The sequence below is a fragment of the Stutzerimonas stutzeri genome (assembly GCF_038561965.1).
In the GTDB taxonomy this organism is placed as follows: Bacteria; Pseudomonadota; Gammaproteobacteria; order Pseudomonadales; family Pseudomonadaceae; genus Stutzerimonas; species Stutzerimonas stutzeri_AA.
Genome location: NZ_CP139348.1, coordinates 3,928,729 through 3,947,295, shown reverse-complemented (window position 1 = coordinate 3,947,295; position 18,567 = coordinate 3,928,729). Strand labels below are relative to the sequence as shown.

Sequence of the window (18,567 nt, the reverse complement as noted above, 5' to 3'; positions counted from 1 at the left end):
AGTTGGGAAGGAAAGTAAAAGAAGCCGGGCCTCGTAAGAGGCCCGGCTTTTGCGTTTTGCTTCAGTGCCGGTCGCGCTCGAGCAACGGCTTGAGGAAATGGCCCGTATGCGACTGGGTCATGTCTGCCACCTCTTCTGGAGTACCGCAGGCGATTATCTGGCCACCTTTCGAGCCGCCTTCCGGACCGAGATCGACCAGCCAGTCGGCGGTCTTGATCACGTCAAGGTTGTGCTCGATTACCACGACGGTGTTGCCGTGATCGCGCAGACGATGCAGTACGTCGAGCAGTTGCTGGATATCGGCGAAATGCAGGCCGGTGGTGGGTTCGTCGAGGATGTACAGGGTCTTGCCGGTGTCGCGCTTGGATAGCTCGCGGGACAACTTGACGCGCTGCGCCTCACCGCCGGAGAGGGTTGTCGCACTTTGCCCCAGCTTGATATAGGACAGCCCTACATCTATCAGCGTCTGCAGTTTGCGTGCAACGGCGGGAACCGGATCGAAGAATTCGCGGGCTTCTTCGATGGTCATATCGAGCACTTCGGTGATGCTCTTGCCCTTGTATTTCACCTCCAGCGTCTCGCGGTTGTAGCGCTTGCCCTTGCACACGTCGCAGGGCACGTAGATATCCGGCAGGAAGTGCATCTCCACCTTGATCACACCGTCGCCCTGGCAGGCTTCGCAGCGTCCACCCTTGACGTTGAAAGAGAAGCGGCCCGGACCGTAGCCGCGTGAGCGCGCTTCCGGAACGCCGGCAAACAGCTCGCGAATCGGCGTGAACAGACCGGTATAGGTCGCCGGGTTGGAGCGCGGGGTGCGGCCGATCGGGCTCTGATCGATATCCACCACCTTGTCCAGATGCTGCAGGCCATCGAAGCTGTCGTGCGGCGCTACTTCCAGCGTGGTCGCGCCATTGAGCGCAGTAGCTGTGATCGGGAACAGCGTGTTGTTGATCAGGGTCGACTTGCCCGAGCCCGACACGCCGGTGATGCAGGTAAGCAGGCCGACCGGGATTTCCAGGTCGACGTTGCGCAGGTTGTTACCACGCGCGCCCTTCAGTTTGAGCAGCTGCTTTGGATCACGACGAGTACGCTCGGGCCGGTAGTTGATCTTCACCCGTCCAGAAAGGTACTTGCCGGTCAGCGAATCCGGGTGCGCCATCACCTCGTCCGGCGTGCCCTCAGCGACGATGCGGCCGCCATGTATGCCGGCGCCGGGGCCGATGTCTACCACGTAGTCGGCGAGACGAATCGCATCTTCGTCATGCTCGACGACGATTACGGTATTGCCGATGTCGCGCAGATGACGAAGTGTGCCCAGCAGCCGCTCGTTGTCGCGCTGATGCAGGCCGATCGACGGTTCGTCGAGGATGTACATCACCCCGACAAGCCCGGCACCAATCTGGCTGGCCAGGCGGATACGCTGGGCTTCACCGCCGGAGAGCGTATCTGCGCTGCGGTCCAGAGTCAGATAATCGAGGCCGACATTGACCAGGAACTGCAGGCGTTCACTGATCTCCTTGAGAATCTTGTCGGCGATCTCGCCGCGCCGTCCGCTGAGCGAGAGGCTGCCGAAGTAGTCGGTGGCATCGCCGATGGGCATGGCTGTAACCGCAGGCAAAGTCTTGTCGCCGACCCATACGTGGCGGGCCTCCCGGCGCAGCCGTGTGCCGCGACAGTCCGGGCAGGGCTGGGTGCTGAGGTACTTGGCCAGCTCTTCGCGAACCGAGTTGGACTCGGTTTCGCGGTAGCGCCGTTCCAGGTTGGGAATGATGCCCTCGAACGGGTGCGAGCGCTTGACGATATCCCCGCGATCGTTGAGATAACGGAATTCAACGTTTTCGCGACCGCTGCCGCGCAGGATGAATTTCTGTTGGTCGGCTGCCAGCGAGTCGAACGGCTCGTCCAGGCTGAAGTCGTAGTGCGAGGCCAGTGAGCCGAGCATCTGGAAGTAGTAGACGTTGCGTCGATCCCAGCCGCGTATGGCGCCTTCGGCAAGGGTCAGCTCGCCATTGACCAGGCGTTTGGCATCGAAGAACTGCTTCACACCGAGGCCGTCGCAGGTCGGGCAGGCGCCGGCCGGGTTGTTGAAGGAGAACAGCTTCGGCTCCAGCTCGCTGATCGAGTGGCCGCAGATCGGGCAAGCGAAGCGCGCAGAGAAGATCATCTCTTCGCTGTCGTCATCCTCTTCCATGGAAGCGACCAGGGCGATGCCATCGGCCAGCTTCAGCGCGGTCTCGAAAGACTCGGCCAGGCGTTGCTGCAAGTCGCCGCGAACCTTGAAGCGGTCGACCACCACATCGATGGAATGCTTCTTCTGTTTGTCCAGCTTAGGTAGTTCGTCGAGCTCGTGCAGGCGCCCGTTGATGCGGGCGCGCACGAAACCCTGGGCGCGCAGTTCGTCAAACACGGCCAGATGCTCGCCCTTGCGCTCGCGAATGACCGGCGCCAGCAGCATGAGTTTGCGGCCCTCGGGCAACGCCAGCACCTGATCGACCATCTGGCTGACGGTCTGTGCTTCCAGCGGTGCGTCATGATCCGGGCAGCGCGGCGTGCCGACGCGTGCGTAAAGCAGGCGCAGGTAATCGTAGATCTCGGTAATGGTGCCTACGGTGGAGCGCGGGTTGTGCGAGGTCGATTTCTGCTCGATGGAGATCGCCGGGGATAGCCCCTCGATGGTGTCTACGTCGGGCTTTTCCATCATCGAGAGGAATTGCCGCGCGTACGCCGAGAGCGACTCGACGTAACGGCGCTGGCCTTCGGCGTAAAGAGTGTCGAAAGCCAGCGAAGACTTGCCGGAACCGGACAGGCCGGTAATAACGATCAGCTTGTCGCGCGGCAGGGTGAGGTCGATGTTCTTCAGGTTGTGGGTGCGAGCCCCACGAATCAGAATCTTGTCCAAAACAGCCTCGCGTGGCGGGCGGAAACCCGAAAGTATACGGCCGGGGAGATAGTCGCGGCAAAACCGTGCGCCTGTGCCGAACAGGGTTGGGCTGCTAGAATCGCCGCCGGTTCATACAAGCGAGACCCTCCATGCAGGACCCCTACAGCGAGCGCATGAGCGCCAGCGAGACACGCGCAGCCTCCGGGCTGGCATTGGTGTTCGCTTTTCGCATGCTCGGCATGTTCATGGTTTTGCCCGTGCTGGCCACCTACGGCATGGATCTGGAAGGCGCTACGCCGACCCTGATCGGCCTTGCGATAGGTGCCTATGGTTTGACCCAGGCGCTGCTGCAAATTCCCTTCGGTATTCTCTCCGATCGCATCGGGCGCTTGCCGATCATCTATTTCGGCTTGTTGATCTTCGCCGCCGGCGCCGCGCTGGCGGCGATGTCTGACAGCATCTGGGGCGTCATCGCGGGGCGCATTCTGCAAGGAGCCGGAGCGATTTCAGCGGCTGTGATGGCACTTCTTTCAGACTTGACCCGCGAACAGCATCGGACCAAGGCGATGGCGCTGATCGGGGTGAGCATCGGGTTTTCCTTTGCTGTAGCGATGATTGTCGGGCCGTTGCTGACCCGTGCCTTCGGCTTGTCCGGGCTGTTCTGGGTGACCGCTGGGATGGCAATGCTCGGTGGCGTCATCGTCGCAGTGCTACCAAAGGCCGAGGCCCATGTGCGTCATCGAGAGTCCGCGGTCGCCAAGCAGGCGCTCGGGTTGACCCTGCGCCATCCCGATCTACTGCGTCTGGATTTCAGCATCCTGGCGCTGCACGCCATTCTGATGGCCAGTTTCGTCGCGCTGCCGCTGGCGCTGGTGGAGCAGGGCGCGCTGCCCAAAGAAGAGCACTGGTGGGTTTATCTCACGGCCTTGCTAGTCGGCTTCTTCGGCATGATCCCTTTCATTATTTATGGTGAGAAGAAGCGGCAGATGCGTCGCGTGCTGTTGGGGGCGGTCACCGCGTTGCTGCTTTGCGAGCTGTTTTTCTGGTGGTTCGGTAACGGGCTGTGGATGCTGGTTGTCGGCATGGTGGGCTTCTTCATCGCGTTCAATCTGCTGGAAGCTTCCTTGCCATCGCTGATCAGCAAGGTTGCGCCTGCTGGCGGCAAGGGCACCGCAATGGGCGTCTATTCCACGAGTCAGTTCCTTGGTGCCGGTCTGGGTGGCGTGCTGGGCGGCATGCTCTATCAGCAGGGTGGGTTAGCGTTGGTGTTCGGCGGCTGCGCTGCACTCTGCGCGCTGTGGTTCGTGGTCGCTTTCAGCATGCGCGAGCCGCCCTATGTGACCAGTCTGCGCCTGCCTCTCTCCAGCGGTGCGCTCGCTAATGCCAGGCTTGGCGATGACCTGCTGCAGGTTGCCGGAGTCAGCGATGTCCTGATCGTTATCGACGAGGCGGCGGCCTACATCAAGGTCGATACGCAATTGCTGGACCGTGAAACGCTGGATCGTCTTGTCGCTTAAGGTTGTGCGCTTGTAATCCAGATGGGTCGCGCAAAGCCGGCGCAACTTGAATGTGCGTCGGTTGGTTGTAAGGGGTGGCTGAGGTAAGATTCGCGGTCATCGGGTTTGTTGGTAGCAGGAGCGCCATCGGCGAGCCCATTTAATCTCATTGTTCCAAGAGGAGTTACCCATGGCCAGAGGGGTGAATAAAGTCATCTTGATCGGCAATGTCGGCGGCGACCCGGAAACCCGCTACATGCCCAATGGCAATGCGGTGACCAACATCACGCTGGCAACCACCGACAGCTGGAAGGATAAGCAGACCGGCCAGCTACAGGAACGCACCGAGTGGCACCGTGTCGTGCTGTTCGGTAAGGTCGCCGAGATCGCCGGCGAATACCTGCGCAAGGGTTCGCAGTGCTACATCGAAGGCCGTCTGCAGACCCGCGAGTGGGAGAAGGACGGCGTCAAGCGCTACACCACCGAGATCGTGGTCGACATGAACGGCAGCATGCAGCTGCTCGGCGGTCGTGGCGGCAGTGCCGACGAAGCACCGCGTCAAGCTCGTCCGCAGCGCGAGCCGCAACAGGCGCCGCGTCAGCAGGCACAGCCGCAGTCGCAGCAGCCCGCTGCACGGCAGCAGCCGGCACCGGACTACGACAGCTTCGACGACGACATCCCCTTCTAGAGTTTTTTGAATGCGAATGCGCCTGATGCTGTTGGGCGGCGGCAATGCCCTGGGCCAGGCGCTCATCCGCCTCGGCGCTGAGGAAGACATCGGTTTTCTCGCGCCGCGCCCGCCTGCCCAGGGCTGGGACGCCGCCAGTCTTACCCAGTTGCTCGACGACAACCGTCCGGATGTCGTGGTCAATCTTGCCTACTATTACGACTGGTTTCAGAGCGGGCAGCCCAATGAGACTGCGCTTGCTGCTCAGGAGCGCGCGGTCGATCGCCTCGCCGAACTCTGCCAGCATCACGATTTCGTGCTATTGCAGCCGTCGAGCTACCGCGTGTTCGACGGTGCCCGTACCACGGCGTACAGCGAGAAGGACGAAGTCGCGCCGTTGGACACGCGGGGCAAGGCGCTCTGGCGTATCGAGCAGAGCGTGCGCTCGTTATGTCCACGCCACGTACTGCTGCGTTTTGGCTGGTTGCTTGATGACAGTCGCGACGGTGTATTGGGGCGTGTACTGCAGCGGCTGGAGCAGAGCGATCCGATACTGCTGGCGGATGACCGGCGCGGCAATCCGACGCCAGTGGACGATGCCGCTCGGGTGATCCTGGCGGTGTTGAAGCAGCTCGACTGCCAGGCACCGCTGTGGGGCACCTATCACTACGGCGGGCATGAAGCTTCCACGCCTTTGCTGGTCGGGCAAGCGCTGCTCGGTGAGGCTGGTAGGTACCGCGACGTAACGAAAGCGAACCTGACAGCCGTGGCTCATGCCGATTGTTCAGATGCTGCTGCCGAGCCGCAGCACGGTGTGCTCGCATGCAAAAAGATTTTCACCACATTCGGCATCAAGCCGCGCGCCTGGCGCACGGGGCTGCCGAGCCTGCTGGAGCGCTATTACCGTCATGGCTGATGCCCCAATTCTGGTCACCGGCGGTGCCGGGTTCATTGGATCGAATCTGGTCGATGCGCTGCTGGCGCGCGGCTACGCCGTTCGTGTGCTCGACAACCTTTCGACCGGCAAGCGCGAGAACCTGCCGCAGAGCACGGACGTTGAGCTGATCGTCGGTGATGTGGCTGATGCTGAGTGCGTCCGCCTTGCGATGCAGGGCTGTAGAGCTGTTGTGCATCTGGCCGCCGTGGCGTCGGTGCAGGCGTCGGTGGACGATCCGTTCGGTACGCACCAGAGCAACCTGATCGGCACCCTCAATCTGTGCGAGGCAATGCGCGAGGCGGGCGTGAAGCGCGTGCTGTTCGCTTCGAGCGCTGCCGTCTATGGCAACAATGGCGAAGGCCAGTCTATCGACGAAGACACGCCGAAGGCGCCGCTGACGCCTTATGCCGCGGACAAGCTGGCCAGCGAGCATTACCTGGATTTCTATCGCCGCCAGCATGGTCTGGAACCGGTGGTCTTCCGTTTCTTCAATATCTTCGGGCCGCGACAGGATCCCTCGTCACCATATTCCGGTGTGATCAGCATCTTTACCGAGCGCGCGCAGAAGGGCTTGTCAATCGCGGTGTTCGGCGATGGTGAGCAGACGCGAGACTTCGTCTATGTTGGCGACTTGGTCGACGTGCTGGTGCAGGCGCTGGAGTCGCCCGGGGTGCTGGAAGGGGCGGTGAATGTTGGGCTTAATCAGGCGACGTCGCTGAATCAGCTGCTTGAGGCGATCGGCGATGTGCTGGGTGGTTTGCCCGAGGTGAACTATCAGGCTCCGCGTTCGGGGGATATTCGTCATTCGCGAGCGAACAATGCGCGGCTGCTACAGCGCTATCGCCTGCCGGAGCCGCCGACCAGCATGCGGGAAGGGTTGGCGAAGTTGTTGGGCTTGTAAGAGGCGAACGCTAAAAGCACAAAAGGCGCCTTAGGCGCCTTTTGTCTGTCTGCGATTCGGCTAGGCCGGTTTCGTCAGAACTTGTAGCCGAGACCGACCATGTAGACGAACGGGTCTACGTCTACGTCGACTTTGACTTTGCCGAGCGCCGCATGGTTGGAGGTCGCTTCGGTGTCGATGTCGATATAGCGAACCTGGGCGTTCAGCATGATGTTGTCGGTGAGCATGTAGTCCATGCCGACTTGAGCAGCCAGGCCCCAGGAGTTTTTCAAATCCAAGCCATTGAAGCCGTTGCTCTCGGCTTGGCTGCTTAGCTTGTCATCGAAGAACCAGGTGTAGTTAACGCCTGCTCCGACATAAGGCTGGAATGCAGAAGTCTTGTCGAGCGGGTAGTAGATAACGCTCAGGGTCGGCGGAAGGTGCTTGATGGTCCCGAATTTGCCATCGAGCGGTGCTCCCAGCCCTTTAACACCAACGTCGTGGCTGAACGGAGTCGCAGCCAGCAGCTCGATGCCTACCTTGTCGGTCACCATGTAGGCGAAGTTCAGACCAAGCTGAGTGTTGCTGTCGAGAGTAGCCTTTGTGCCCCCGATTGGGCCGGTCACCGCTGTAGAAATACTGCTGCTATCTTCACGCGGATCAACGGTAATAGCACCGGCGCGAACGATGATGTCCCCGGCCTCGAAAGCCTGGGCGAAGGGGGCGGCCAGCGCCAGGGCCAGCGCGGAAACGGTGAACAGGGTCTTGCGCATGATGATGCTCCGTTTGGTGTAATGCGATTGGGGGCCATGGTAGGGATTGAGCGCGGGGGCTTTTTGATCCAGCTCAATGAAAAACGCCTCGCTGCATGCGACATAGCGGCAGGGTTGCTTTGCGTCAATTCTCAGATGATAATGTTTCTCTTTTGAGTTAACGCCCGTCTGCAAGGATCCTTCAATGCCTTCCTTCATCCCCCGCCTGTTGGCGGTTGCCGTGCTGCCGTGCTGTCTGCAGCTTTACGCGGGGTCGCTGTCTGCGGCTCCGCTGGACGCTGCGCTGGGTGAGAGCGAGCGTCTGTCTGCCGAAGCCAAGGCTTCGCAAGCGCGGATCGATCAGCTCGACGACGCCACTCGCGAGATGCTCAACGAGTACCGCAGTGCTCTGCAGCAGACCGAGGCGCTGAAGGCATACAACAAGCAGCTTCAGGAACTCACCGCGGCGCAGCGCAAGGAGTTGGTCGGATTTCAGCGCCAGCTGGACAGCATCGAGCGTACCCAGGAAGCGGTGACGCCGCAGATGAGTCGTATGGTCGAGGTGCTGGGCGAGTTCATTGCCGCCGACGTGCCGTTCCTGCCCGATGAGCGCGCGGACCGTCTTGCCGGTCTGCAGGACTTGCTGGCGCGGGCCGATGTCAGCCTGGCTGAAAAGTATCGCCGCATCCTTGAGGCCTATCAGATCGAAAGCGACTATGGCCGCACGCTGGAGGCCTGGCGTGGTGAGCTGCCTGGTGATGGCGACTCGCGCAGCGTGGAATTCCTGCGGCTGGGTCGGGTAATGCTCTATTACCAGACCCTCGATGCTCATGAGAGCGGCTGGTGGAACCCGCAGACGCGCAGCTGGGAAGTGCTCGAGGGCAGCGCCCGCCGTCCGCTGACGCAGGCTATTGCCATTGCCCGCCAGCAGCAGGCGCCCGCCTATCTGCAACTGCCCGTGAAGACCCTGGCCGAGGAGGCCGCGCAATGAGTCGTCTGTTTTCCCTCTTCCTTATAGCGCTATTGCCACTCTCGGCTCATTCGGCAGAACCGCTAAGTCCTGATCAGCTGCTCGAACGCATTCGCAGCGACCGAGCAGCGGAAGTCAGCGCGATGCAGTCCCGTGAGCAGGCTTTCGTCCGCGACCGTGGTGAGCAACAGCAGCTTCTTTCGCGCGCACGTGCAGCCCTGGCTGAACAAAAAGCCGAGGCCGAACGACTGAAAGCCGATTTCGACCGCCAGGAAGCCGAGCTGGCCGAGCAGGAGAAACTCCTGGCTCAGCGGGTTGGCCACCTGGGCGAATTGTTCGGTGTGGTCCGTCAAAGTGCCGGTGACATCGCGGGTCAGTGGCAGGACAGCATGCTCAATGCTCAATATCCCGAACGCGTGAAGCAGCTGCGTAGCCTGGCGGAAAGCCGCACCCTGCCGTCCGCCGACGATCTGGACGCGTTCTGGATGACGCTGCTGGAAGACCTCGCCGCCAGTGGCCGAGTGGAACGGGTGCAGCTTCCAGTGGTGGGTGCCGATGGTGCCCGTAACGAGCAGCCTGTGCTGCGCGTTGGCAGCTTTTCTGCCTTTACCGACAATGCTTTCCTGCGCTACGACGCCGATGCCCGCGAGCTGCTGGTGCCGACACGCCAGCCATCCGGCAAGGGCCTGATCGACGACTACCTGAAAAGCTCCGACGCGCTCGCCACCCTGCCGGTGGACCCGAGCCGCGGCACCTTGATCGCGCAATTGCAGCGCCAGCCCGACCTCTGGGATCGCGTCAAGCAAGGCGGCCTGGTCGGTGGCGTGATTCTGGTGCTCGGCGCGATCGGTCTGCTGCTGGCGATCTGGCGCATGGTTTACCTCGGTGGCGTCGGCCGTAAGGTCAGTAGCCAGATGCGTGAACTCAACCAGCCGCGCGACGACAATCCGCTCGGGCGCATCATCGGCGTGCTGGGGCCTAAGCCTCAACTGTCGGACCTGGAGACGCTGGAGCTCAAGCTGGACGAAGCGATTCTTCAGGAAACACCGCCGCTGGAGCGTGGTCAGCCGCTGCTCAAGCTGCTTGCCGCCGTGGCGCCGCTGCTCGGTCTACTGGGTACCGTGACCGGCATGATCATCACCTTCCAAGCGATTACCCAAAGTGGTGGTGGCGACTCGCGCCTGATGGCCGATGGCATCTCGCAGGCGCTGGTGACCACGGTGCTGGGCCTGGTCGTGGCGATTCCGCTGCTCTTTCTGCACAGCCTGCTGGCCAGTCGCAGCAAGGGGCTGATTCAGCTGCTGGAACAACAGAGTGCCGGGCTGATTGCGCTGCACCTATCGGGGGCTCCACGCCGTGACTGATCTGCGTGCCCACTGGCTAGGTCTGGTAGACAGCGGTCATGCGCTGCTCGACTTCATGACTGCGGGCGGGGTGGTGATGTGGGCGCTGGCGGGCCTTTGCGTGCTGTATTGGACGCTGGTTTTCGAACGTCTCTGGTTCATGCGGCGGGTCTTCCCGCATTGGGTGGAGTCACGCCGGCAGGCCTGGGCGCAGATGGCCGACGAGCCTGGTAGCTGGCAGCGGGCGGTGCGTTCGGCCTGGCTGGCGCAAGCGCAGCAGCAGTTGTCCGGGCCGCTACGGCTAAGCAAGACCCTGGTTGCGATGTATCCGCTGCTCGGGCTACTCGGCACGGTCAGCGGCATGATCGCGGTATTCGACGTGCTGGCGCTGAGTGGCTCCGGCAACCCACGCGGTATGGCCGCGGGTGTCTGGCAGGCGACCCTGCCAACCATGGCCGGCATGGTGCTGGCTATCACAGGATTGTTCAGTCTGGCGCGCCTTGAGCGTATCGCGCGCCAGTCTCTCGACCGGCTGGCTGACCAGCTGCGTCATGACTGAGGATTAGCGGGATGCGTATGCGTCGTCATCATTACCAGCAGGAAGAGGACACCGGCATCGACCTTACGCCGATGCTCGACGTGGTCTTCATCATGCTGATCTTCTTCATCGTCACCAGCTCTTTCATAAAGGAGTCCGGTGTCGAGGTCCATCGTCCACAGGCGGACACCGCCAGTGCTCAGGACAAGGGCAATATTCTTATCGCCGTCACCGCCGACGGCCAGGTCTGGATCGACAAACAGACTGTGGACGTGCGCAGCGTGCGGGCGCATGTCGAGCGGTTGCGCGTGGATCAGCCGGAAGGCGCGGTGGTTGTGCAGGCTGACCAGGATGCGCGCACTGGGCTCGTGGTGCAGGTAATGGATCAGGCGCGACTGGCTGGCGTGCAGGACGTCGCGCTGGCTGCCAGCACGGGGTCGCGCTGATGCAGCCGCGGCTGGTTCGTTTCAGTCTGGCCTTCGTCGCCGCGTGCGTGGTGGCGCTGTTGCTCTTCGTCCTGATGCTGAGCATGGTCAACCCGCCGCGCAGCAAGATCGAGGAAGACCCGCTGGCGATCGCCAACTTCGTGCGCATGGATGGGCGCAACGAAGACAGTGCTGCGCGTTCACGTCAGCAAGCACCACAGCCGCCACAACCCAAGACGCCGCAACCACCGACACCGCCAACGCCGAACATGGCTACGCCGGACGCCAATCTGCCGAAACTCGATCTCGATCTGCCAAGCATCAATGCCGGCATCTCGGTCGCTACGGCACCGGCACCGAGCTTGTCCGGCCTGACGGCTGCGCCGAGTGCGCCTGCGGCGGCTCCGGCCCCGGCGAGTGCCGCGGTGGAGGCCGCCGGGAATCCAGGGGGGCCGGAGCAGGAAGTGATGCCGCTCAATGATGTGCGCCCGGAGTATCCCTATCGCGCGCGTCAACAGGGCATTGAGGGGCATATCAAATTGGCTTTCACCATCAACCCGCAGGGGCGGGTGGAGAACATACGCGTGCTGGAGGCCTCGCCGCGTAACATCTTTGACCGCGAGGCTCGGCGTGCCGCGGCCCGCTGGCGTTTTGCGCCACGCACTGAGGGTGGTGCGGCGGTATCCCGTGAAGCCGTGAAAACCCTGCACTTCCGTCTGCAAGGAGAACGCTGAGATGCTTCGTCTGCTGCTCGTGCTATCGCTTTTTCTCACTGTTTCCGTTCAGGCCGCTCAGGCAATCGATCCGGCGGTATTCATGGCGCTCGAGCGAGCGCAAACCGCGCAGAGCAAAGGCGATTACGCTGCAGCGCGCAAGGCGCTCGACGGCGTGAGCGCCAAGGCCGGTAGCGGTGAAGAGGCTTTGCTCTGGCGCAGTCGTGGGTATCTCGCCTGGGCGGAGGGCAACAATCGCCAGGCCCTTGAATGGCTGGACAAGGCGGTCGCCAGCGGCAAGCTGGATGAAGAGCTGCTTGCCGGCGAGCGCCTCAATCTGGCGCGACTGAATCTCGTCGAGGGTCGTTACGCCAAGGTGGTCAGCCTGCTCGGCTCGGCCAGCCAGAGCAACGAGGAAGTGCTGCAGATGCTGGTGCAGGCGTACCAGGGCCTCGGCCAGCATGCCAAAGCGCTGCCATTGGCCGATCGCTACGTGCAGGCCAATCCGAAAGCGGGCGATACCTGGCTGCAGTTTCTAGTTGCCGGCAATGCCGAACTGAAACGCTATGAGGCGGCCGAGCGCTGGCAGCAGAAATTGCTGCTGCGTCACCCTGATCAGGGCAAGGCTTGGCGCCAGTTGGCCGGTCTGCAGCAGATGGCCGGTGCGGAAGACCGTGCGCTGGCAACGCTGCGCACGGCGCACGCAAAGGGTTTGCGCTTCAGTGAAGCGGAGCTGGACAACTTGGTTGCTCTCGCCAGTGCCGCCGGCCAGCCATGGCAAGGCGCCAAGTTGCTTGAGGGGATGATCGTGTCGCGCTTGTTACCCAGCAACGCCGCGCGCCAGGAACGCATGGGCATGCTCTGGTGGCAGGCACGCGAGCGTACCGAAGCATCGAAAATATACCGGCAGCTGGCGAGCCAGACGGGCAGCGCCAAGTTCTGGATGAATGTCGCACAGCTCGAGCTGGAGCAGGCCCGCTGGCAGGCCGGGCTTGAGGCGCTGAAGCAGGCCGAGCGGGCTGGCGCCGAGCGCCGGCGGGTGCGCGAATGGCGCGAGTGGGCCGAAGGTGAACTCAGCTTCGAGCGCGAGAAGCAGATAGCCAGCGCCCACTGAGGCCTGGCTAGGGCGGGTTAGGCGTTCATGCGGCTGTCGTGGCGAGACGCTACCAGCCACAGCCCGGCGCGCATCGCACTGCTGCGACTGCTCGCTTTGGTTCTGGCTGATTCACTGGTGAGTCGTCATTGCAGCTCGTAGGGATAGATCTTCTGAGCCTGCATGCGGTAACCCGCTTCGGCCAGCTCGCTGCTGGCGTGTTCGACACTCAGCGGCCCCTCGATCCAGAACGGCTCGTATAGCGCGTCCATTCGTACGCCCAGTTCGCTGGTGGCATGCACGATCTGGTTGGATGGCGGTGGCGGCACGTGGATGCAGGCGCCGAAATAAGGCACTAGCAGAAACTCGATCACGCGGCCTTCATCGGTCATGTCCAGCGGAACGATATAGCCCGGTAACTTGACCATCTTTCCATCCAGCGCTTCGACGACAGGCGCGGCCGGCGATTGCTGCGAGGCAGCCGGTCCGGCTTCGGCAGCGAGCGCATCGGCCAGCTGCGACATGTCATGAATGGCCAGTGGCGGCGGCGGTGGCGGCGCTCCTTCCGGGATCAGCTCCGCCCATTGCAGCTCGCGGACGTTATCGGCATACACCGGGAGCGTGCAGGCCAGCAGCAGAGCAATCAACAGGCGCGACATCGGGTTCCTCACAGTCGAATCGACAGGCCATCGGCGAGCGATTGGCGATAGGCCCGCCAGGCGGGCACGCTGCCCATCAGCAGTGCCGCCAGCAGGATAGCGCCGAGCAGGCTCCACTCATAGGCGCTTGGCCAAGCAAGCGGCAGATACAATCCATAAAGGCTCTGCAGCGGCGACTGGGCCACGGCAATGCCCAGGTAAAGCAGGCCCAGGCCGCACAGCGTACCGGCCAGGGCCAGGCCGAAGGCCTCGATGATCAGTAGCGCGGCGATATGCCAGGGGCGGGCGCCCACCGAGCGCAGTATTGCCATCTCGCGGCGTCGTTCGTTGAGGCTGGTCAGGATCGCCGTCAGCATGCCGATCAGGCCGGTCAGTACAACGAACAGTGAAACCACGAACAGTGCCTTCTCGGCCGTGCCCATCAGGCTCCACAGCTCCTGCAGTGCGACACCGGGCAGAATGGCCAGCAGCGGCTCGCCGCGGTACTGGTTGATCTCCCGTTGCAGGGTGAACGTGGCGATCTTGCTGTTGAGCCCGAGTAGAAATGCGGTGATCTGCTGCGGCTGCAGGTCGAGCTCGCGCGCCTGGTCAGCATCGATACGCGCCGCACCGCGGGCCGGCATGCCGTTCTGCCAATCGACATGCAGCGCCTCCATACCCGCAAGGCTGATATGCAGGGTGCGGTCGACCGGCGTACCGGTGCGCTGCAGCACGCCCACCACGCGGAAGGGTTTGTCATCGTGCTGAACCAGGCTGACACGCGCTACGCCGTGGGCGAGGACGATGCTGTCATCCAGCTGGTAGCCCAGCGCGCTGGCCACCTCGGCACCAAGCACCACTTCGAACGGATCGCTCTCGAAGGCACGGCCTTCGGCCAGCTGAAGCGGCTGTTTGCGGCCATAACGGTAGTGCTCGAAGTAGGTGGTGTTGGTGCCCATCACCCGGTAACCACGATGGGAATCGCCCAGGGAAATCGGAATTGCCCAGTCGACCCGCGGATGCTCGGCGAAATGCTGATAGCTGTCCCAGCGGATGTTGTTGGTCGCATTGCCGATGCGAAACACCGAGTACAGCAGCAGGTTGACCGAACCGGAGCGGGCGCCGACTACCAGGTCGGTGCCGCTGATGGTGCTGGCGAAGCTCGCACGGGTCTCGTTGCGCACCCGTTCAACGGCAAGCAGCAGGCACACCGACAGCGCGATGGCGAATACCGTCAGCAGGGCAGTGAAGCGGCGATTGTTAAGGCTCGCCAGGGCCAGGCGCAGGAGATACACCGGTCAGCACTCCGTTGCGTGTGTGGCGCGATTGAGTTCGGCCAGCGACAGGCTGCGGTCGAATAGCGGCGCCAGGCTCTGGTCGTGGCTGACGAACAGCAGGCTCGCCCCGGCGGCGCGGCACTCGGAGAACAGCAGCTGCAGGAAGGCCTCGCGGCTGTCCGCATCCAGTGCCGAGGTCGGCTCATCGGCAATGACCAATTCCGGTTGACCGATCAATGCGCGGGCGGCTGCAACGCGCTGCTGCTGGCCGATGGAGAGCGCATCGGCGCGACGCTCGAACAGCTCGGACGCCAGGCCCAGATGCTGCAACAGGCTCGCTGCCGCTGCATCGGTGCTGCCGTGCCGTTTGCGCGCACGCTCGGCACGCAGCCGTGAAAAGTGGCATGGCAGGCTGACGTTCTCGCGTACCGAAAGAAAAGGCAGCAGGTTGAACTGCTGGAAGATGTAGCCGGTGTGATCGACACGGAAGCGATCACGCGCACCAGCCGAGAGGCAGCCGAGGTCGTGGTCGAGCAGACGGATGCTGCCGCGCCCGGCCTTCTGTACGCCGCCGATCAGCCCCAGTAGCGTGGTCTTGCCACTGCCCGAGGGGCCTTTGAGAAAGAGGCTTTCGCCGCGCTCGAGGCGAAACGTGGGAATGTCCAGCAGCTCGGCCTGGCGAGGCCAGGCGAAGCCGAGACTGTCGATTGCAAGTAGAGGAGCAGTCATCTAGGTCCAGTGTGTTTCAGAAGGGCAGCTGCGAGCGTGCCGGAGTCAGTTCTACGCCCTGCTGACCGTTCGGGCCGATCAGTTGTACCTGAATCTTTTCCGTGCCGGGGAAGCTTTCAAACAGCCCTTTCAGATTCAGTGCGCGCAGTGCCTCTGGGTTGCTGCAGTCGAACTGGTAGTGCGCTTCGATATCACTGTGCCCACCATCTTCGTGATCGTGATCGTGATCGTGATCGTGATCGTGGTCGTCCCCGCGCTTGTAGCCTGCGTGGGCTGAACCGAGCAGCTCGCCTTCGAAGTGCTGTTCGCTCACGGCGCATCCCGCTGCGGACGGCAGGCCGAACAATGCTTGCGGTTGTTCCAGTTTTGAGCGGGCGCTGGCGATTTTCGCCTCATCCGCTGCGCTGGCCGGGGCGTGTTCGAAACCGAGCAGATTCATCGCCGGGCTGATCAGTTCCAGTTCCAGCCGCTTGCCATCCAGTGCCGCATTCAGGCGCGCGGCGCCATGCTCATGCGCACCCAGGGTGGAGGCGTCCTCGTGGTCGTGATGGTGGTGTTCTTCGCGCGCGTGGCTGTAAGTCAAAGGCAGCAGAAGCATAGGCACGGCAAGCAGTAGGTGGCGCATGGTCAGCTCCATCGAAAGGGGTGTTACCTTATAACAACTTTGCCGCGCGGCTGGCCAGCCCGTTTCCGTCATGTGAGCATGGCGCATCACTTGGGAGGCGCAGCATGATTCGAATTCGCGGACGTATAGGGGATTGGCCGGTCGATCTCGAGATCGAGCTTGAAGAGCGTGACTGGTCGCAGCTGGCCCGTGGCTTTGCCGATGCCGGCGAGGTGAGCAGTAGCGTTCCTGCGCGTACGGCGCCTGCAACTGATGCGCATTGGCACAGCGCTCGCGAGCGATTGCGCGGCGCTGGCAAGCTGGACGGTCCGGAGCTGCTCGCCGAGCTGGAAGCGCTGACCGGAAACGCACCATTGGCCAAGCGGCTGCTGGTGCGTCTGCGGCATTGCGAGGAGGTGAAAGTCGAGCATGGTGCCGACTCGCCCTGTTACCACTGGATTGGCGAGCCGTCCTGAACGGCTCGCCTGCTGTTGCGAACGATCAGTAGATGGCCTGATAGAGCTTGCGGCGGTACAGCGTCACCAGCGGATGCTCGTTGCCGAGCAGGTCGAAGACCTGTAGCAGTGTCTTGTGCGGTTGCCCGTCGGCATAACCACGGTTACGCACGAACAGCTTGAGCAAACCGTCGAGCGCCGCCTCGTATTGCTGGCGAGCCAGCTGCTGGACAGCCAGCTGGTAAGCCGCTTCGTCATCTTCGCCGTTCTGTGCCAGGCGACTCTTCAATGTAGCCACTTCCGGCAGCTCGTTGGCCAGGCGCAGAAAGGTCAGCTGGGCGCGCGCACCGGCCAGTGCTTGCTTATGCTCGTCGCCTTTCACCGCATTGAGCACCGTTTCCGCCTCGCCCAGTTCACCGCGTTCGGCCAGGCAGCGGGCGTACAGAATCAGACCGGCGCCGTTTTCGTTGTCTTCGCTAAGCAGTTGCTGCAACTGCGCTTCGGCATCGGCGAAACGACCTTCGGCGAACAGCGCCTGAGCGTTTTCAAGAAGGCTGCCTTGTGGTGCCTCCGGAGCTTGAACATGCGGCTCGAGCATGGCGCGAACGGCTGATTCCGGCTGCGCGCCGGCAAAGCCGTCCACCGGCTGACCGTCCTTGAACAGCACCACGGTCGGCAGGCTGCGAATGCCGAAACGAGCGACGACTTCCTGCTCGATATCACAGTTGACCTTGGCCAGTAGCAGCTCGCCCTGAAACTCCTCGGCGATCTTCGCCAGCATTGGCATCAGCGCCTTGCATGGCGCGCACCATTCGGCCCAGAAGTCGACCAGTACCGGCTTGTGAAACGAGTTCTCGAGCACCAGCTGTTCGAAGCTGGCGGTAGTGACATCGAAGATATAAGGCGTCTGGCTCATCGGAATTCTCGTGGGCACGAATGTCAGGAAAGGCGTGCATGGTATGTGGGGGCGCCTGCCGCTGGAAGCAAGGGCTCGCACGACCGTGGCCATCGCGCCCGTCGGGTGGCATGGCTCCTTGCCGGCTCATCATGGCGTAACCCTTTTCCTAGACCGATGCGGCGTTTGCAGTCGCGCGTCATAAGGAGCGTCACATGTCGGTTCTCTCCGACTTCCGGGAGCGCTACCTCGTGCGCTTCTGGTCGCCGCTGCCCGCGCTTGTCGCGCTGGGTGTCGCTTCCGCTGACTACCTCGCCATAACCGGCACCTTCTAGGGGTTGCTGCCGACCTTCGCCGGCCTGGCCATGGCAATGTTGCTGGTGCACCTGAATACACGTCGTTTCCAACCGAAAAGGAGCCCTGCCCGTGAGCCAGGCCAAACCGAATCTCTCGCTTGATCTGCGTGGCGAGCATTGCCCGTACAACGCCATCGCCACGCTGGAAACCATGCAGCCGGGGCAGTTGCTCGAGGTGGTGACCGATTGCTCGCAGTGGGCGCATGGCATCCCCGAAGATGCCAAGGCCAAGGGCTACAACTGCCTGGCGGTGGAACAGCACGGCGCGCTGTTTCGTTTTCTGATCAAAGTGCCGCGTTGAGCGATGGCGCCGAGGCTGCCCTGAACGGTCGCTACGGCGCTGATAGAGACCAGCTTCCCAGTTCATCGTAGCGCACACCATCCGCGACATTGCTCGAGCGGTAGAGCACGAAGCGGTCGACTTGCCAGGCGAAGCCCGGCGCCAGTTTCTGCGGTCGGCTCCGGGCCTGGCGGCTCAGCGTCAGGTGCGGCAGGAAGGGTCGACAGTCGAGCACCACGCCAAGCGCCGCCAAGCGTTCGCTCAGCGCTGCGACCAGCCGCAACAGTTCGGGAGGTGTCGTGCCGGGCTGCAGGCAGATGAAGCCCTTGCCGATGGTGGTGAGCCGGTCGAGGGTCAGGCTGAAGGCCTCGGCTTGCACCGTCGCAGCCATTTGCAGCAGGGCATCGAGGTGATGCGTCGGCTGTGCGCCGAGAAAGGCCAGGGTCAGGTGCAGGTTGTCGCGCGCAACCGCCCGGCCGTCGAAGTCCTGGCTATCACGCCACGCGCAAATGGCCGCTGCCTGCTCGGGCGGGCAGGGTAGGGCAAAGAACAGGCGCAGGGTGTCGTCGATCATGGCGGGTCTCCGGCCGCAGCGGCGCAGATATGTGGAAAACGCTTCGCGGTTTTTCACCTACCTC

Annotated in this window: 20 protein-coding genes and 1 pseudogene; 13 read left to right on the top strand and 8 right to left on the bottom strand. The window is 62.7% G+C overall.

The genetic code is table 11. The features are described from left to right. Positions 1 to 61: 61 nt before the first annotated feature. Positions 62 to 2,899, bottom strand: coding sequence for an excinuclease ABC subunit UvrA (gene uvrA, locus SM130_RS18230; protein ID WP_102824666.1), 2,838 nt, complete (start codon positions 2,897 to 2,899; stop codon positions 62 to 64). Between the two features lie 131 nt (positions 2,900 to 3,030). Here uvrA and SM130_RS18225 point away from each other — a divergent pair, with 131 nt between their 5' ends. From SM130_RS18225 to SM130_RS18210, 4 genes are all read left to right on the top strand, one after another. After that, a complete protein-coding gene (locus tag SM130_RS18225; protein ID WP_102824667.1) occupies positions 3,031 to 4,398 on the top strand; it encodes an MFS transporter in 1,368 nt (455 codons plus the stop codon). Between the two features lie 169 nt (positions 4,399 to 4,567). Continuing rightward, complete coding sequence (locus SM130_RS18220) at positions 4,568 to 5,065, top strand: single-stranded DNA-binding protein (protein WP_102824668.1); 498 nt, start codon at positions 4,568 to 4,570, stop codon at positions 5,063 to 5,065. Between the two features lie 10 nt (positions 5,066 to 5,075). Beyond that, positions 5,076 to 5,960 carry a sugar nucleotide-binding protein gene (locus SM130_RS18215; RefSeq protein ID WP_102824669.1) on the top strand — a complete coding sequence of 295 codons (885 nt, stop codon included), beginning with the start codon at positions 5,076 to 5,078 and terminating at the stop codon, positions 5,958 to 5,960. Further along, positions 5,953 to 6,882, top strand: a complete 930-nt coding sequence (locus SM130_RS18210) for an NAD-dependent epimerase/dehydratase family protein (RefSeq protein WP_102824670.1) — start codon at positions 5,953 to 5,955, stop codon at positions 6,880 to 6,882. The genes SM130_RS18215 and SM130_RS18210 overlap by 8 nt, the downstream gene beginning before the upstream one ends. Before the next feature lie 74 nt (positions 6,883 to 6,956). Here SM130_RS18210 and SM130_RS18205 read toward each other — a convergent pair whose 3' ends face one another. Further along, positions 6,957 to 7,634 (bottom strand): OmpW/AlkL family protein, encoded by a 678-nt coding sequence (locus SM130_RS18205; RefSeq protein WP_102824671.1) that lies wholly within the window; start codon positions 7,632 to 7,634, stop codon positions 6,957 to 6,959. 184 nt (positions 7,635 to 7,818) lie between these two features. Here SM130_RS18205 and SM130_RS18200 point away from each other — a divergent pair, with 184 nt between their 5' ends. Genes SM130_RS18200 through SM130_RS18175 form a run of 6 tightly spaced genes read left to right on the top strand, consistent with a single transcriptional unit; the run spans position 7,819 to position 12,716 of the window. After that, the gene (locus SM130_RS18200) at positions 7,819 to 8,604 is read left to right on the top strand and encodes a DUF3450 domain-containing protein (RefSeq protein WP_102824672.1); all 786 of its coding nucleotides are present in this window, start codon (positions 7,819 to 7,821) and stop codon (positions 8,602 to 8,604) included. Beyond that, on the top strand, positions 8,601 to 9,947 hold the full coding sequence (locus tag SM130_RS18195; protein ID WP_102824673.1) for a MotA/TolQ/ExbB proton channel family protein: 1,347 nt from the start codon (positions 8,601 to 8,603) through the stop codon (positions 9,945 to 9,947). Before SM130_RS18200 ends, SM130_RS18195 begins: the two co-directional genes overlap by 4 nt. Then, positions 9,940 to 10,485, top strand: coding sequence for a MotA/TolQ/ExbB proton channel family protein (locus SM130_RS18190; RefSeq protein ID WP_102825403.1), 546 nt, complete (start codon positions 9,940 to 9,942; stop codon positions 10,483 to 10,485). Before SM130_RS18195 ends, SM130_RS18190 begins: the two co-directional genes overlap by 8 nt. Positions 10,486 to 10,496: 11 nt before the next feature. Next, positions 10,497 to 10,910, top strand: coding sequence for an ExbD/TolR family protein (locus tag SM130_RS18185; protein WP_102824674.1), 414 nt, complete (start codon positions 10,497 to 10,499; stop codon positions 10,908 to 10,910). Continuing rightward, positions 10,910 to 11,623, top strand: coding sequence for an energy transducer TonB (locus tag SM130_RS18180; protein ID WP_102824675.1), 714 nt, complete (start codon positions 10,910 to 10,912; stop codon positions 11,621 to 11,623). Before SM130_RS18185 ends, SM130_RS18180 begins: the two co-directional genes overlap by 1 nt. A gap of 1 nt (position 11,624) precedes the next feature. Further along, positions 11,625 to 12,716, top strand: coding sequence for a tetratricopeptide repeat protein (locus SM130_RS18175; protein WP_102824676.1), 1,092 nt, complete (start codon positions 11,625 to 11,627; stop codon positions 12,714 to 12,716). A gap of 125 nt (positions 12,717 to 12,841) precedes the next feature. Here SM130_RS18175 and SM130_RS18170 read toward each other — a convergent pair whose 3' ends face one another. Genes SM130_RS18170 through SM130_RS18155 form a run of 4 tightly spaced genes read right to left on the bottom strand, consistent with a single transcriptional unit; the run spans position 12,842 to position 15,976 of the window. Next, complete coding sequence (locus SM130_RS18170; RefSeq protein WP_102824677.1) at positions 12,842 to 13,354, bottom strand: DUF3299 domain-containing protein; 513 nt, start codon at positions 13,352 to 13,354, stop codon at positions 12,842 to 12,844. A gap of 8 nt (positions 13,355 to 13,362) precedes the next feature. Next, positions 13,363 to 14,628, bottom strand: a complete 1,266-nt coding sequence (locus tag SM130_RS18165) for an ABC transporter permease (RefSeq protein WP_102824678.1) — start codon at positions 14,626 to 14,628, stop codon at positions 13,363 to 13,365. 3 nt (positions 14,629 to 14,631) lie between these two features. Then, positions 14,632 to 15,339, bottom strand: coding sequence for an ABC transporter ATP-binding protein (locus SM130_RS18160; protein WP_102824679.1), 708 nt, complete (start codon positions 15,337 to 15,339; stop codon positions 14,632 to 14,634). Positions 15,340 to 15,355: 16 nt separating this feature from the next. Next, positions 15,356 to 15,976: a DUF2796 domain-containing protein gene (locus SM130_RS18155; protein WP_102824680.1), complete on the bottom strand. Its 621-nt coding sequence runs from the start codon at positions 15,974 to 15,976 to the stop codon at positions 15,356 to 15,358. Between the two features lie 92 nt (positions 15,977 to 16,068). Here SM130_RS18155 and SM130_RS18150 point away from each other — a divergent pair, with 92 nt between their 5' ends. Next, positions 16,069 to 16,419, top strand: a complete 351-nt coding sequence (locus SM130_RS18150) for a hypothetical protein (protein ID WP_102824681.1) — start codon at positions 16,069 to 16,071, stop codon at positions 16,417 to 16,419. Positions 16,420 to 16,444: 25 nt separating this feature from the next. Here SM130_RS18150 and trxA read toward each other — a convergent pair whose 3' ends face one another. Continuing rightward, positions 16,445 to 17,314 carry a thioredoxin gene (trxA, locus tag SM130_RS18145; protein WP_102824682.1) on the bottom strand — a complete coding sequence of 290 codons (870 nt, stop codon included), beginning with the start codon at positions 17,312 to 17,314 and terminating at the stop codon, positions 16,445 to 16,447. 194 nt (positions 17,315 to 17,508) lie between these two features. Here trxA and SM130_RS18140 point away from each other — a divergent pair. Both SM130_RS18140 and yedF read left to right on the top strand, forming a co-directional pair. Further along, positions 17,509 to 17,625, top strand: a pseudogene (locus SM130_RS18140) (hypothetical protein); the annotation flags it as partial. A 94-nt stretch (positions 17,626 to 17,719) separates the two neighbouring features. After that, positions 17,720 to 17,950 carry a sulfurtransferase-like selenium metabolism protein YedF gene (gene yedF / locus SM130_RS18135; protein ID WP_102824683.1) on the top strand — a complete coding sequence of 77 codons (231 nt, stop codon included), beginning with the start codon at positions 17,720 to 17,722 and terminating at the stop codon, positions 17,948 to 17,950. 31 nt (positions 17,951 to 17,981) lie between these two features. On the opposite strand, the gene thpR is transcribed toward yedF, so the two are convergent. Continuing rightward, on the bottom strand, positions 17,982 to 18,503 hold the full coding sequence (thpR, locus tag SM130_RS18130) for an RNA 2',3'-cyclic phosphodiesterase (RefSeq protein ID WP_102824684.1): 522 nt from the start codon (positions 18,501 to 18,503) through the stop codon (positions 17,982 to 17,984). Positions 18,504 to 18,567: the final 64 nt, after the last annotated feature.

Bases quoted from the DNA above. Each gene is read 5' to 3' on its own strand.
- SM130_RS18200 (WP_102824672.1), top strand. From the start codon at position 7,819: ATGCCTTCCTTCATCCCCCGCCTGTTGGCGGTTGCCGTGCTGCCGTGC.
- SM130_RS18185 (WP_102824674.1), top strand. From the start codon at position 10,497: ATGCGTATGCGTCGTCATCATTACCAGCAGGAAGAGGACACCGGCATC.
- SM130_RS18225 (WP_102824667.1), top strand. From the start codon at position 3,031: ATGCAGGACCCCTACAGCGAGCGCATGAGCGCCAGCGAGACACGCGCA.
- SM130_RS18150 (WP_102824681.1), top strand. From the start codon at position 16,069: ATGATTCGAATTCGCGGACGTATAGGGGATTGGCCGGTCGATCTCGAG.
- SM130_RS18205 (WP_102824671.1), bottom strand. From the start codon at position 7,634: ATGCGCAAGACCCTGTTCACCGTTTCCGCGCTGGCCCTGGCGCTGGCC.
- SM130_RS18170 (WP_102824677.1), bottom strand. From the start codon at position 13,354: ATGTCGCGCCTGTTGATTGCTCTGCTGCTGGCCTGCACGCTCCCGGTG.
- SM130_RS18180 (WP_102824675.1), top strand. From the start codon at position 10,910: ATGCAGCCGCGGCTGGTTCGTTTCAGTCTGGCCTTCGTCGCCGCGTGC.
- SM130_RS18220 (WP_102824668.1), top strand. From the start codon at position 4,568: ATGGCCAGAGGGGTGAATAAAGTCATCTTGATCGGCAATGTCGGCGGC.
- thpR (WP_102824684.1), bottom strand. From the start codon at position 18,503: ATGATCGACGACACCCTGCGCCTGTTCTTTGCCCTACCCTGCCCGCCC.
- SM130_RS18210 (WP_102824670.1), top strand. From the start codon at position 5,953: ATGGCTGATGCCCCAATTCTGGTCACCGGCGGTGCCGGGTTCATTGGA.
- SM130_RS18175 (WP_102824676.1), top strand. From the start codon at position 11,625: ATGCTTCGTCTGCTGCTCGTGCTATCGCTTTTTCTCACTGTTTCCGTT.
- SM130_RS18215 (WP_102824669.1), top strand. From the start codon at position 5,076: ATGCGAATGCGCCTGATGCTGTTGGGCGGCGGCAATGCCCTGGGCCAG.
- SM130_RS18155 (WP_102824680.1), bottom strand. From the start codon at position 15,976: ATGGAGCTGACCATGCGCCACCTACTGCTTGCCGTGCCTATGCTTCTG.
- trxA (WP_102824682.1), bottom strand. From the start codon at position 17,314: ATGAGCCAGACGCCTTATATCTTCGATGTCACTACCGCCAGCTTCGAA.
- SM130_RS18160 (WP_102824679.1), bottom strand. From the start codon at position 15,339: ATGACTGCTCCTCTACTTGCAATCGACAGTCTCGGCTTCGCCTGGCCT.
- SM130_RS18195 (WP_102824673.1), top strand. From the start codon at position 8,601: ATGAGTCGTCTGTTTTCCCTCTTCCTTATAGCGCTATTGCCACTCTCG.